Raw genomic sequence first — 13,455 nt, forward strand, 5'->3', positions numbered from 1 at the left:
CACCCTTGGCTGCGCAGTTGCCATCAAGAAGGGTGCCAAGACCGCTTCCGAGGCCGCTTCCATGATCGGCGAGGGCATCCAGGCCTTCACCGTTCCCGGCTCCGTTGCCGAGGACCGCAAGGTCGGTCTGGGCCACGGCAACCTGGGCGCCATGCTCCTCGGTGACGACACCGAGTGCTTCGCGTTCCTGGCTGGCCACGAGTCCTTCGCTGCCGCTGAGGGCGCCATCGGCATCGCGATGAACGCCAACAAGGCTCGCAAGAAGCCCCTGCGCGTCATCCTCAACGGTCTGGGCAAGGACGCCGCCCAGATCATCGCCCGCATCAACGGCTTCACCTATGTGAAGACCCAGTTCGACTACTACACGGGCGAGCTCAAGGTCGTCGAGACCATTCCGTACAGCGATGGCCCGCGCGCCGAGGTCAACTGCTACGGCGCCGACGACGTCCGCGAGGGCGTTGCCATCATGTGGCACGAGAACGTCGACATCTCGATCACCGGTAACTCCACCAACCCCACGCGCTTCCAGCACCCCGTCGCGGGCACCTACAAGAAGGAGCGCCTCGAGGCCGGCAAGAAGTACTTCTCCGTGGCCTCTGGTGGCGGCACCGGCCGTACCCTGCACCCGGACAACATGGCTGCCGGCCCTGCCTCCTATGGCATGACCGACACCATGGGCCGCATGCACTCCGATGCCCAGTTCGCCGGCTCCTCCTCGGTGCCTGCGCACGTGGACATGATGGGCCTCATCGGCATGGGCAACAACCCCATGGTCGGTGCGACCGTCGCCTGCGCCGTGGCCGTGAACGCCGCCCTCAACGCCTAATGTGAAATTAGGACAGAGGTAATTTTACGAAAGGCCGCCGTTCGGGTTCGTCCGAGCGGCGGCCTTTTTCATGCAAAAATAGGACAGAGGGAATTTTGCATCGCATCGCATAGCGGCGGTAGCAAAAACGCCACCGCCTGGATGTGTTAAGCGGTGGCGTGCAGGACTGCGTATGGAAACAAGGACGAACGGACGCGACGGGGCGTGTGAGCGCCCGTGTGCGCGTTTCTCGGCTACTGAACCTTGCGCACGATGCCGAAGGGCGTGCGCTGAGAGGCCTGGCCCAAGGGATTGTCGTGCAGGATGTCGATGAGCGTCTCGTTGGAGTAGGGGAGGTTGTAGGCGCCGAGGATCTCGCCACCAAGGTCGTTCTGGTCGATGATGGCAACGCCGACGTTCTTGCCGAGCGCCTCGGCGATCTTCTTCGCGGATTCAGCGGGTTCGGCAGGGGCTAGAGAGACATATTCGTTGTAGGGAGGGATGGTGTAGGAGCACGGTCCATCGATAGACGCTGCCTTGCGCCCTGCAACCATGTAGAACCAGCCCCGTTTGCCCACGAGCTTGCCAAGGGCGCCTACGGCCGCAGCAAGCAGGATGCGGGGCGTTCCGACCTCCTGAAGGGCCATCTCCATCGTCTCGGGCATGCCGAGGCCGATGCCGGCCGGGGTCTTCGTGACGAACTTGGTGAGGAAGCGCGCGAGCGGGCGCGGGTGGATGTCCGTGAGCTTGACGGCGCGGCCCTGGGTGCAGCCGAGCGCTTTCTCGGAAAGCACGATCACGTCGTTGGGCTCGCAGTTGGGGCCAACGTAGCGCTGGGCAACCTCGCAGATGTCATCGCTCTTGTCGAGTACGTGCGTCTGCACGCCATAGCGCTCATAGCTCACGCCGTCGACAACGCGCACCTTGTTCTTCTCGTCATTGACGATGAGGTTGTTCATGTTCGTATCCATTCGGTCTCCCGGTGATGATCCTTGTGCCCTACACGGCGCATCTATCATACCGCAGTGCATGCGGCCCTGGAGCAGGCTCGCTGCAGCGCGACGGATGCTCCAAAATATTTTGAAGAAAGTACTTGCATCCGTGGGCGAGGCCTGCAATAATAGTCAAGCGCTTTGGCGCGAGGAAACACGGTGGGTGTAGCCCAGTTGGCTAGAGCGCCGGGTTGTGGTCCCGGAGGTCCAGGGTTCGAGTCCCTGTACCCACCCCACTGTTTCTTGATATGTGGACCGGTAGCTCAGCTGGTAGAGCAGGGGACTCTTAATCCCAAGGTCCAGGGTTCGAACCCCTGCCGGTCCACCATTTGATTTTCGAGCTCCTTCGGGAGCTTTTTTTATGCAAAACCAGTGCAAAACCAGGACAGAGGGAATTTTGCATGCGCCTGCCCCGTCCCTTCCCGACTCGTTGGGGAATAAGGACTCTAATCGGGGGAGGTGGGTGCGTATGGCAAATGCACCTCGGCGACGTTCTGAAACAGGCGTGTACCATGTGGTCGTTCGCGGGAACGGGCGACAGGTCCTTTTCTATGACGATGCGGACCGTCAGGCCTTCTTGGCCATGCTTGCTCGGCGGACATCTGATGCCGGCATGAGCATCTGGGCGTGGTGCCTCATGAGCAACCACGTTCACATGCTTCTTGAGGATCAACGAAACGAGCTAAGCCACGCTATGCAGTTGCTGCTCACGGGCTATGCTCGGTATTTCAACGATAAAACGGGGCATGTCGGCCACGTCTTTCAACAGCGGTTCTTTAGCGAGCCTATCGAATCGGAGCGATACCTCATGGCGGCCGTGCGCTACGTCCACATCAACCCGGAAAAGGACGGCATTGAGGCTGCGTCAACGTATCGATGGAGCAGTTATGCCGAGTACACGGGCGGCGCGCTTGCAACTAAGGAGCCGCTCTGCACGACGAAGCCCGTGCTCGATGTATTGGATGGCCCACAGGGCTTTGTTGAACTCTGTGGGGGCGCAGAGCTCCATGAGGCGGGTTTTGAGGGCTCGTTGCACCTCTCTGATGCGGAAGCGATTCGTTTGGCAGATGAGATTGCGCGGGCGCGCGGGTTCGCGCACCTGATGGAAGTTCGCAAGCTGCCGCGTGCCGAGCGCGATGCTGTGATTCGCCAGCTGCGCGGTAACGGTATGACTATCAACCAGGTGGAACGCGTGACCGGTGTCGGAAGGAGCATCGTTGCGCGCGTCCATGAGCGGTCGAATGCAAAATCCCCTCTGTCCTGATTTTGCAAGTTAGGAGAGAATGCCGTCGAGGGTGCGCCAGGCGAGCTCGGCGCACTTCACGCGGGCAGGCATGTGCGAGATGTCCTTGAGCTGCGCGGCCTCATCGAGGTCTTCGAAATCGTCTTCGGAGAGCTCCTCACCGCGAATCATCGCGAGGAACAGCCCAGAGAGGCGCTTGGCTTCCTCTACGGTCTCGCCGGTGATGAGGTCGGCCATGATGTCGGCCGACGCCTGGCTGATGGCGCATCCGTGACCGGTGAAGCTTGCTTCCTCGATCACGCCGTTCTCCACGCGCAGCATGAGCGTCAGCTCGTCTCCACAGCTGGGGTTGATGCCGTCGTGGCTATGGGTGGGGGAATCCATCTCGTACTTGTAGTCCGGGTGCGAGTTGTGCTCCATGAAGGTGGTCGAAGTATAGATGTTGCCCATGAAGGGTCCTTTCGTGCGGGTCATTTTGGGACGGGGTTAAAATGACTCATCGGGGCTGGGCTGAAAAGCTGCTGCTCCACACAGCTCCGTCCCATTTTGAGTCAAAACAACCCCGTCCCATTTTGACTCAGTCTAGTTGAAGGTGCGGTAGACGGTTTCGAGGCCGTCGATGAAGGCATCCACGTCGTGCTTGTCGTTGTAGAACGCGAGGCTCGCGCGGCAGCAGGCGAGGTTCTCGACTCCGAGCCAGGTGAGCAGCGGCTGGGCGCAATGGTGGCCCGCCCTGATGCACACGCCCTGCATATCGAGGATGCTCGCCACGTCGTGCGGGTGCACGCCGCGCACGTTGAAGCTGATGACGCCGTGGTGGCGATCCCAATAGATCGAGCCGATGATTTCCACATAGGGAAGCTCCACCATGCGGCTCATCGCGTAGTGGACGAGCGCCTGCTCGCGCGCCTGCACGGTGTCATAGCCCACCTGGTTCACCAGATAGTCGAGTGCTGCGCCCGTGGCGTAGATGCCTGCCGCATCCTGCGTGCCCGCCTCGAACTTCTCGGGCACGGGAGCCCAGACGGCATCCTGCTCGGTCACGGAGTCGATCATCTCGCCGCCCGTGAGGAAGGGCGGCATGGCCTCCAAAAGCTCCAGGCGGCCCCAGAGCACGCCCACGCCCATGGGGCCCAGGGCCTTGTGGGCGGAGAAGGCAAGGAAGTCCGCGCTCAGCTCTCGCACGTCGACCGGCATGTGCGGCACGGACTGGGCAGCATCGACCACCAGGTACCCGCCGCGGGCGTGCACGGCAGCGCCGAGCTTCTCGACCGGCACACGGCAGCCGAGCACGTTCGACACCTGCGTGCACGCCACGATTTTCGTGCGCGGGCCGATCTTCTCGGCAATCTCGGCGTCGGTGAGCTCACCGGTCTTGGTGGGGTAGAGGTAGACGAGCTTGGCACCCGCCGCGCGGCATGCTTGCTGCCACGGGATGAGGTTAGAGTGATGCTCCATGATGGTGATGGCTACCTCGTCGCCCGGTTCGAGGACCGTGGGCGCGAAGGAGCTCGCCACGATGTTCAGCGACTCGCTCGTGTTGCGCGTGAAAACGACCTCGTCCGCGCGTGGCTTGCCCGCCTCGTCAACGGCGCCGATGAGGCCCGCGATCTGCGCGCGCACCTTGGCGATGGCCTCGGTCGCCTCCACCGAAAGCGAGTACAGTCCGCGCAGCGGATTGGCGTTCATGGTCTCGTAGAAATGCTTCTGCGCCTCCAGCACGCAGGCGGGGCGCTGCGCGGTGGCGGCGCTGTCCAAAAAGGCGATGTCCGGATGCTGGGTGAATAGCGGGAACGCCGCCTTGAACGGATTGGTCTCGATGTCGATGCGCGGCCAGGCGCGCGAGGCGGCGTCGGAGGCATCCAGCACGCCCGGTGCGGGCGCGGTGCAGGACTCGCAGGCTACGGACTCGGTGTCAATCATGCGGCATCCTCCTTGGGTGCGTCGATGTCGTCGGTAAAGCCAGGGATGAGGGCCTCGCCCAGGCGAAGGACGGAGGCGCGGATGCGCTCGTCCGGCGCGGAGAGCGCGGCGTCCTCGAGCTTGGCACGGATGAACAGCGCCTCGGCAGCCTCCGCGGACACGCCGCGGCTCTCAAGGTAGAAGAGTTGCTCGGGGCGAACGTGCCCGATCGTGGCGCCATGGTTGCCCGCGACGTCGTCTTCATCGCAGAGAATCGTGGGCACGGTCTTGTTGTCCACGCCCTCGCTCGCCAGAAGGACGGTCTCCTGCTCGGAGCCCTCGCTGCCCTTGCAGCCGTGCACGAGGTCGATGGTGCCGCGCAGTACCTTCTTGCTGGTTCCGGTGAGCACGCCGTTGGCGTTCATGTTGCTCACCGTCTTGCGTCCGCGCTGGCGAACGACGTAGTTGAAGTCGCGCTGCTCGGAGCCGGAAGCGAGGTAGCGGGTGTCGATATCCAGGCGAGCGGCGTCACCGCGCACGTCGGCGGCAAGGCCGGTGACGGTGAGCTCTCCGCCGAGCACCACGTGGCGCACATTCACGCGCGCGCCCTCGTCGAGGACGTAGCCCTCGTCGTCCAGCAGCATGGCCGCAGGCGTTCCCAGGGCGTAGACGGTCACGTTCACGCGGGCATGTGAACCGGCGAAGACGCGGAGCGTGGTGCCGGCAAGTGCCGCGGTTGCGTTGTCCTCGGCGCCCATGGCGGCCGTCGCGTCGAGCGCGATGACGAGGTCGAGGGTGGAGCCCGGTGCGGCAACGACGTCGATGCTCGCTGCCGCGGCCTCGCCAGCCTCGGCCTCAACGCGGATGGTCGCTTGCTCGCGCGCGTCCTTCGCTGCCGCGAGCACCATGGTCTCGCGGGCGAGGAAGTTCAGGTAGGCGCGGGCATCTGCGCCGATGCCGGTCTCGAAGGCGGTGGCAACGTCGAGCGCGGCCTCCTCCAACGCGGCGCGCTTCTGGTAGCGCGAGAGCGCGGGGAGCTCGAGATTGGACGTGGGCGCGCTGGCGGAGCCGCTTTCAGCCGTCTCGGCCGTGCCGGGCATCTCGGTTGCACCGTCTGCTGCGACGTTGCGGGCAGCATTCTCGGCCAGTGCAGCGCGCACGCAGGCACGGTCATCGCCCGTGCTGTCCTCGTCCGCCGCCGCGCGTGCCGCGTCGAGGCGCGCCTGCAGTTCGGCCACCGCACCCTCGAAGCTCATGGCGTGGTCGAACAGGCGGTCTTCCGCCTCAACCTCCATCGAGCCGCCGGGTGCCAGGCTCATCGGAATCTCGATCTGCGTATCGTTCATGCGCAGCCAGCCCCAGGTGGGGGCGGGCATGGCGTTGGCGTGCTTAATCGTCAGGGAATCCATCTAGCCAATAGCCCCTTCCATCTCCAGCTTGATGAGGTTGTTCATCTCGACGGCATACTCGAGCGGCAGTTCCTTGGCCACCGGCTCAGCGAAGCCGTTCACGATCATCGCGCGCGCCTCCTCCTCGGAGATGCCACGGCTCATGAGGTAGAACACCTTGTCGTCGCCGATGCGCCCGATGGTGGCCTCGTGGCCCACGTCCACGTGCTTGGCGCGGATGTCCATGGCGGGGATGGTGTCCGAGCGGCTCTGGGCGTCGAGCATGAGCGACTGGCAGCTCACGCTCACCGCGGAGTTCTCGGCGCGCTCCGTTACCACCACGGAGCTGCGGAAGGTCTGGATACCGCCGCCCTTGGAGATGCCCTTGGTCTCAACGGTCGCGCTCGTCTCGGGAGCGTTCAGCACCACTTTGCAGCCGGTGTCCAGGTTTTGCCCCGCGCCGGCGAACGTGATGCCCGTGAAGCTCGAGCGGCTTTTGCGGCCGTTCAGCACGCTCATGGGGTAGAGGTAGCCCACATGGCTGCCGAAGCTGCCGCTGATCCACTCGATCTCGCCCTCGTCGTCCACGCGGGCGCGCTTGGTGTTCAGGTTGTACATGTTCTTCGACCAGTTTTCGATGGTCGAGTACCGCAGGTGCGCGCGCTTGCCCACGAAGAGCTCCACGGCGCCTGCGTGCAGGTTGGCCACGTTGTACTTCGGGGCCGAGCAGCCCTCGATGAAGTGCAGGTCGGCGTCGTCCTCCACGATGATGAGCGTGTGCTCGAACTGGCCCGCGCCCTTGGCGTTCAGGCGGAAGTAGCTCTGGAGGGGAAAGTCCAGCTTCACGCCGGCGGGCACATAGACGAACGAGCCGCCGCTCCACACCGCGCCGTGGAGCGCGGCGAACTTGTGGTCCGTGGGCGGGATGAGCGTCATGAACTTCTCGCGGATGAGCGCCTCCCACTTGGGCTCGTGGAGCGCCTCCTCGATGCCGGAGTAGACGATGCCCATCTTCGAGGCCGTGTCCTGCATGTTGTGGTACACGAGCTCGGAATCGTACTGGGCGCCCACGCCGGCCAGGTAGCTGCGCTCAGCCTCGGGGATGCCCAGGCGCTCGAAGGTGTTCTTGATATCGTCGGGCACCTCGTCCCACGTTGCCTGCTGGTCGGTGTTGGGCTTCACGTAGGTGACGATGTGGTCCATGTCGAGGCCGGCGATGCTGGGGCCCCAGGTGGGGTTGGGCATCCTGTGATAGGTCTCGAGCGACTTCAGGCGAAAGTCGAGCATCCACTCGGGCTCGTCCTTGCGCTCGGAGATTTCGCGCACGATATCCGGCGTGAGTCCGCTGTCCAGGCGCTCGAAGCCCTCCTCGCTGTCAACGATGTCGTAGAGGGTGCGGTCGATGTCCGCGACCTCGGTGCGTTGCTTTGCCACGGCCGCCTCCTAGCGCTCGATGACCGCGGAGAGGTCGGCCGGGGAGAGCTCGGCGTCGGAGCTGTCGCCCGCTGCCTCCTGCTCGAAGCGCTCGAAGCCGTGCTCGTCGATCCAGTCGATGAGCGAAGCGTCGCCCTCATGCACCACGCGCCCGTTCACCATCACGTGCACGCGGTCGACGTCGAGGTGCTCGAGGATGCGCGTGTTATGCGTGATGATGAGGAGCGTTCCGTCGCAGCTCTTGCGGTAGAGCTCCATGCCGCGGCTCACCACGCCGAGCGCGTCCACGTCGAGGCCCGAATCGGTCTCGTCCAAGATGGCAAGCTTGGGCTTGAGGAGCAGCAGCTGGAGCATCTCGACCTTCTTCTTCTCGCCACCGGAGAAGCCCACGCCCAGTTCGCGGTTGAGGTAGGCGGGCGGCATGTCGAGCTCCGCGCAGAGCTCCTTCATGCGGCGGCGGAACTCCTTGCCGCGCATCTCCAGACCGGAGCGGTCGGCGATGGTGGCGCGCAGGAAGCTCGAGAGCGGCACGCCGGGAATCTCGACCGGTGCCTGGAAGGAGAGGAAGACGCCGGCACGGGAGCGCTTGTCCGGGCTGAGCTCGGTCATGTCTTCACCATCGAAGGCGATGGTGCCGGCGGTCTGCGTGTAGGCGGGGTCGCCCATGATTACGTGGCCGAGCGTGGACTTGCCGGCACCGTTGGGGCCCATGAGCACATGGGTCTCGCCAGCGGGGATGGTAAGGTCGATGCCGTGGAGAATGGTCTTCTCGTCCACGGCGGCGGCAAGCCCCTGAATGGAGAGGAGCGGGGTCTGGGACATGGTTTCTCCTTGCTGTGAACTCGGATGTTAATCCTAGGAATTATCTCGGATTAACGATAAAATGATTGCGCTCGAAGTCAAGGTTAATTCCCACTAATCCACTAGGATTTCGGAGCTCAGGGCCGGTGAAGCAAAAACACCGGGTGATTATGTTTCACGCGGGCCGAGCAGGGTGCGAGGCCTGGGCGGGCCCCGGCTCCGGGTCTTCCGGTGTCACGGGATGGCGGGGTGAGACAATTTGCCCCGGCACGTTTGTCTCATTGTTTCGAAGGAGGCGGCATGCTCATTTCTTCCAAGGGGCGGTACGCTCTCCGCCTCATGATCTACATCGCGGCGTTCGGTGATGCCGAGGGCAAGATCGCCCTGCGCGAGGTGGCCGATCGCGAGGACATCTCGCTGAAGTACCTAGAGCAGCTCGTGCGCCCGCTCATGCATGCGGGGCTCCTCACGAGCGTGCGCGGCAAGGGCGGCGGCTATGCGCTCGCGCGCCCGGCGGACGAGATTCGCGCCGGCGATATCCTGCGTGCTGCCGAGGGCACCACGGCCCCTGTTGCCTGCGAAGGGCTCGAGGGGGCGTGCCATCGAGCCGATCTCTGCTCCACCGTCAAGTTCTGGACCGGGCTCGACGAGGCGATCGAGGCGTATGTGGACGGGGTCACCCTTGCGGATCTTGCGCGCGTGCCCGAGATCGATCTGAGCATCGATTAGGCGGCTCTCGCTCGCGTGCCGATTGGCGCCGGTCGTGCTCCAAGAGACACTTGTGCCGGGTGAAACTGTCTCAAGCGAGACACTTGTGCCGGGTACAACTGTCTCATTTCAGAGTATCCCGGGAACCCTTCGTCTGGGTTCTCGCGGTTCCAGTGTGCGCTGGTTGAGTTTGCCGCTGTGGCGCCTCCAAAATAGGGGGGCCGGCACTTTCAAGCTCTACTTCAACCTTAATTGACTTCCTTAAGCTTCGTGTGAATGCCTTGACCCGCTTTTTGGGCCCTTGGCATACTGGGAGCCTCTCGCGTACTGCGAATGAAACCTTAACCGCACCAGCTCCTCGGAGCCGCAGATTGGAGAGCTTCATGAAGCCCCGCCACATCGCTATAGCATCGGGCCTTGCGCTCACGTTGACCTTCGGCGCCGTACAGGCAACCACCGCAGCATTTGCCGAGCCGAGCGCTTCCGCAGACGCGGATGCCGCTGCAACCGGCACTTCCGCGGCCGGCAGTGCCGACTCCGCCGCAGACGATACGGCGGAGCAGCTTCCCGCACCGGCGGACTACGATAAGGCCGACTTCTACGAGAGCGCCCCTGCCGTCTCGGCGCGTTCCGCGCGCTCGGCGAGCAGCTCGAGCCTCTCTTCGGTTTCTGTCTCGAGCGAGATGAAGTACTTCACCAAGTACGAGAGCCACAGCAACTATCGCCAGGGCTTCAGCTATGGCGATGGCTACAACGCGCTCGGCTACTACCAGTTCGACCGCCGCTACTCGCTCATTCCGTTCCTTACCCAGGTGTACAACGCCAACCCCACGAAGTACTCGATGCTCAAGGCCGTGATCGACCGGGGGAGCGAGGTCAAAAGCGCCTCGTCTATGTACGATAGCGGCAGCAAGACGTTGACCGAGCTCGGCCAGCTCGTGCAGAGTGCCTGGTATGCCGCATACGACGCCGACCCGGCGGAGTTCTCTGCCTTCCAGGATGCGTATGCATACAATAGCTACTATGTGCCGACCGAGCGCTGGCTGAAGAGCGAGCTGGGGATCGACATGTCTGGCCGCGCGGACTGCGTGAAGGGCATGGTGTGGGGTCTGTCCAACATGTGGGGCACCAGAGGCGTCAAAAAGGTGCTCCGCGGCGCGAACCTCTCGAACGACATGACCGATCGCGAGTTCGTGGCGGCGCTTTCCGCGCAGATGACCGACAACATCGAGAAGTACAGCTCGCAGACCCAGTATTACAAGGGCTGGAAGGACCGTTACAAGAACGAGCTGAACGACTGCCTGGCATTTATCTCGCTGCATGAAGCGGAAGACGAGGCGGCGGGCGGCGCGGCAGGTTCGACCGACGATGCGACCAATGGAGCGGCCGGCGATTCTGCGGGTGATGCGGGCGGCTCGGCGGGCGATGCCGGCGCGGGCTCTGGGTCGGATTCCGGTTCGGACGAGGGCGCCGGGGATAGCACGGGATCCGGTTCGAATAGCGGCACGGCTGGCGGCTCGAATAACGGGGCATCCGGCTCCGGTTCGAATGGCGCTGGGTCTGCCGGTGATTCGGCTGGTTCCGGCTCGGGCTCTGCAGACGATGCGCCGAGCAATGGAGCTACTGCTGGCGGCGATTCCGCGGGCGGAAGCGGCGGCAGCTCTTCGAACAGCGGGTCGGCGAACAACGGCGCTTCGAATGGGGGCAGTTCCACGAACGGGGCCGCAGATGATTCGGTTGCGGGCGGCTCCGGTTCCAACGATGCTTCTAACAACGGTATCTCAGGCGGCGCTTCGAACGGCGCGTCCAATGGGGCTGATGCCGACGATTCCGCAGATAAGAGCGACGGTGCGGCGGGTGACGCTTCATCCGACGATACTGGATCGGATGAGGATACGAAGGAAGGTGCATCGTCCGACGGCACCGGCCAAGACAAGTCGGGTACGGATGGTGCAACAACGGATACGGCGAAGCAGGACGATGAGACCGCTTCGAAGAAGGAACCTTCGACGACGTCTTCCAACGGGGACGAGAATGCTTCCGGTGATGCAAGGGATGCGGACCCGGATGCGAAGAAGAGCTCCGATGAGCCTAGCGATGGGGCTGCTGAGGATGCGGGCGGCCGCATGCCGCAGACTTCGGACCTCGTTATGTTCGCTGGCTTTGCGGGGGCGAGCGCGGCGACGTTCGGAGCTACGTTCATCGCTGCCGGTAAGCTTGGCTTGAAGCGGCGCAAGGATGACGACGCCGAGTAGCGCGATCGAGTTCCGGCTGCTTGTTGTCATGGACGTCTGGGCCAGGGGATAGCGGACGCTTGCAAGAGGGTTGAGCGGGTGCGTGCGAGTTTCGCGCGTGCCCGCTTTTGCGTAAGCAGGGCTTTAGCCTGTGCGCCGTGCGCAGCGTGTCGCGCCAAAACCCACCCGCTAAGCGCGTGAGCGATAGTGCGCGTGCAGTGCGTTTCGCCCTGATGGCGTGGATGGTTGCGTTCTGGCCAACGGGGCGGCGGTTGAGCCTGCCGGGCTGTGCGGGTTATAGGACAAAAAGTGTGTATGGGCTAGTCCCAGTCCATACGGTAGGGCTCCGAGCGATGCAGTTCCGACCACACTATGGCATCTCCCCACTGAGGAATGGTTCCCTGTAGCTTGTCCTGTTGATCGAGTCTTTCGTATATAGCTTTGATAGAGCTGTCCGTCGGCATGACGCGCAGGATCTCCGCCGCGGGCAAGGGGCTCGGGCTGTGCATATAGCACCACCAGAAGATCGCCTTGAGCCTGCGCTCGATGGATAGGCCCCTGTGGTCTCTGAGCATGGCCCTGAGCTGCGCGTTGGTGCCGCCTTCAATGCGGTTGTTGGTGGCCGGAAGGGGAGCGAGGTGCTCTAGGCGGGGATCGAGGTAGGTGAACAGCGTCCCGGCGTTGATGAGCCGGGCGAGGGATCTCCGCGCCTTGACGAGGCGTTCATGCGTGAGGACGCACCTCCCCTCCTCCGTCTCCGTCCTCTCCGATAAGAAGTCGTCCCACCTCTCAGACCACGCAAGGAATGCCTCCACCCACCCCTGCGCCTCTTTAAGGGCGGTGATGCCGAGCAGCGCTTTGGCAAGGCCGTACAGCTCTGCGCCCGCCTGCGTGCGGGGTTTCGAGGTGGTGTAGCGCTTGACCTGGGAGAATGCGTGGAAGACGCACCGCTGGTGATGCGCATGGGGCCATGTCTTTCCGAGCGCCTTCGGAAAGCCATCGCCCCCGTCCGAGACGACAACCTCGGGAGCGGCAATGCGCTGCATCAGGGCCGACCAGCCACGGCTGTTCTCCGCACGGCATAGATGCCATCCCAGCACATGGCGCTCATCCGAGGCGATGAGCACGACGGCCCTTCTCCCGAGGTGTATGCCGTCGACGTAGATGACGTCTCGCGGTTCCTCTATCTTGGGCGGCATGGGCCATATATCCCAGAAGGGCGCGCACCTCCTTCTGAAGGTCCTGCCGGCTCCCGGCATATCTGATTGACGCTTGCGAGACAAAAGCCACGCCAAGAAGGTTTTAAGGTCCTTGGCAGAGGTGTCGATCTTCCTCACCGAGCTCGAGCCGCAGCGCCTGCATCTGAAGCGGGTCCTGCCAGCCTTCGTCTTTCCGTTCCTGACCATGTTGGAGCCGCAAACAGGGCAGTGGGGATTTCCCATGGCAACCTCGCAGATAGGCCGACTTTACCGTTAAGAACAACATGGTCTACCTGCGAGGATATGAAAATCTATACACACCTTTTGTCCAGGCAAAAAGTTGGGGCGATACAACTCGAAGAGGCGATTTATAGGTATCTACCTGCAGTGATACAGGAATTCCATACACACTTTTTGTCCTATAAGCCAGGAATTCCATACACACTTTTTGTCCTATAAGCCGGCTGTGCGCGGGCGTGGTGAGAGGCGATTGAGTTTGCAGGGGGCGGGAGCATACGAAAAGGCCCCAACCGAAGTTGGGGCCTTGCAACCGTTGGTAGCCCGTACCAGATTCGAACTGGTGATCTCCGCCTTGAGAGGGCGGCGTCCTAAACCGCTAGACGAACGGGCCATTATGGCTGGGATGGAGGGAGTCGAACCCCCATTGACGGAACCAGAATCCGCTGTCCTGCCATTAGACGACATCCCAGTGGCATCACGCGGCAACCCGCGTGCGGATAGATATACTA

At 63.1% G+C, this 13,455-nt stretch carries 11 protein-coding genes and 4 tRNA genes; 6 read left to right on the forward strand and 9 right to left on the reverse strand.

The genetic code is table 11. From position 1 onward, the window contains the following. Window positions 1-826 (forward strand): GGGtGRT protein (locus AC1VS5_RS01435; RefSeq protein WP_481217449.1); only part of this gene is annotated, 826 nt, incomplete at its 5' end. Between the two features lie 233 nt (window positions 827-1,059). On the opposite strand, the gene AC1VS5_RS01440 is transcribed toward AC1VS5_RS01435, so the two are convergent. Then, entirely contained in the window at window positions 1,060-1,776 is a 717-nt protein-coding gene (locus AC1VS5_RS01440; protein ID WP_019128107.1) for a coenzyme F420-0:L-glutamate ligase, read from the reverse strand. A 180-nt stretch (window positions 1,777-1,956) separates the two neighbouring features. Here AC1VS5_RS01440 and AC1VS5_RS01445 point away from each other — a divergent pair. The 3 genes from AC1VS5_RS01445 (at window position 1,957) to AC1VS5_RS01455 (ending at window position 3,061) form a co-directional block, all read left to right on the forward strand. Continuing rightward, a tRNA-His gene (locus AC1VS5_RS01445) sits at window positions 1,957-2,033 on the forward strand. A gap of 16 nt (window positions 2,034-2,049) precedes the next feature. Continuing rightward, window positions 2,050-2,125, forward strand: a tRNA-Lys gene (locus AC1VS5_RS01450). Window positions 2,126-2,266: 141 nt separating this feature from the next. Beyond that, window positions 2,267-3,061 (forward strand): transposase, encoded by a 795-nt coding sequence (locus AC1VS5_RS01455; RefSeq protein ID WP_481217450.1) that lies wholly within the window; start codon window positions 2,267-2,269, stop codon window positions 3,059-3,061. Between the two features lie 9 nt (window positions 3,062-3,070). Here AC1VS5_RS01455 and sufU read toward each other — a convergent pair whose 3' ends face one another. From sufU to sufC, 5 genes are all read right to left on the reverse strand, one after another. Then, window positions 3,071-3,490, reverse strand: a complete 420-nt coding sequence (sufU, locus tag AC1VS5_RS01460; protein ID WP_087185734.1) for a Fe-S cluster assembly sulfur transfer protein SufU — start codon at window positions 3,488-3,490, stop codon at window positions 3,071-3,073. Window positions 3,491-3,622: 132 nt separating this feature from the next. Further along, on the reverse strand, window positions 3,623-4,963 hold the full coding sequence (locus AC1VS5_RS01465) for an aminotransferase class V-fold PLP-dependent enzyme (protein WP_481217451.1): 1,341 nt from the start codon (window positions 4,961-4,963) through the stop codon (window positions 3,623-3,625). Next, window positions 4,960-6,351 (reverse strand): SufB/SufD family protein, encoded by a 1,392-nt coding sequence (locus AC1VS5_RS01470; protein WP_481217452.1) that lies wholly within the window; start codon window positions 6,349-6,351, stop codon window positions 4,960-4,962. Before AC1VS5_RS01470 ends, AC1VS5_RS01465 begins: the two co-directional genes overlap by 4 nt. Next, window positions 6,352-7,764 carry a Fe-S cluster assembly protein SufB gene (gene sufB / locus AC1VS5_RS01475; protein WP_481217453.1) on the reverse strand — a complete coding sequence of 471 codons (1,413 nt, stop codon included), beginning with the start codon at window positions 7,762-7,764 and terminating at the stop codon, window positions 6,352-6,354. A gap of 9 nt (window positions 7,765-7,773) precedes the next feature. Next, on the reverse strand, window positions 7,774-8,586 hold the full coding sequence (gene sufC, locus AC1VS5_RS01480) for a Fe-S cluster assembly ATPase SufC (RefSeq protein ID WP_481217454.1): 813 nt from the start codon (window positions 8,584-8,586) through the stop codon (window positions 7,774-7,776). Window positions 8,587-8,865: 279 nt separating this feature from the next. On the opposite strand from sufC, the gene AC1VS5_RS01485 reads away from it, so the two are divergent. Together AC1VS5_RS01485 and AC1VS5_RS01490 are read left to right on the forward strand one after the other, a co-directional pair. Continuing rightward, window positions 8,866-9,294, forward strand: coding sequence for an RrF2 family transcriptional regulator (locus tag AC1VS5_RS01485; RefSeq protein WP_019128114.1), 429 nt, complete (start codon window positions 8,866-8,868; stop codon window positions 9,292-9,294). Window positions 9,295-9,656: 362 nt separating this feature from the next. Then, window positions 9,657-11,528, forward strand: coding sequence for a hypothetical protein (locus AC1VS5_RS01490; protein WP_481217455.1), 1,872 nt, complete (start codon window positions 9,657-9,659; stop codon window positions 11,526-11,528). Window positions 11,529-11,827: 299 nt separating this feature from the next. On the opposite strand, the gene AC1VS5_RS01495 is transcribed toward AC1VS5_RS01490, so the two are convergent. The 3 genes from AC1VS5_RS01495 to AC1VS5_RS01505 all read right to left on the reverse strand — a co-directional run bounded on the left by AC1VS5_RS01495 (window position 11,828) and on the right by AC1VS5_RS01505 (window position 13,415). Continuing rightward, on the reverse strand, window positions 11,828-12,949 hold the full coding sequence (locus AC1VS5_RS01495; protein ID WP_481217456.1) for an IS1249 family transposase: 1,122 nt from the start codon (window positions 12,947-12,949) through the stop codon (window positions 11,828-11,830). 311 nt (window positions 12,950-13,260) lie between these two features. Next, window positions 13,261-13,337: transfer RNA gene (locus AC1VS5_RS01500), tRNA-Glu, on the reverse strand. Window positions 13,338-13,341: 4 nt separating this feature from the next. Next, window positions 13,342-13,415, reverse strand: a tRNA-Gln gene (locus tag AC1VS5_RS01505). Window positions 13,416-13,455 lie beyond the last annotated feature (40 nt).

It is taken from the genome of Enorma sp., assembly GCF_982429025.1.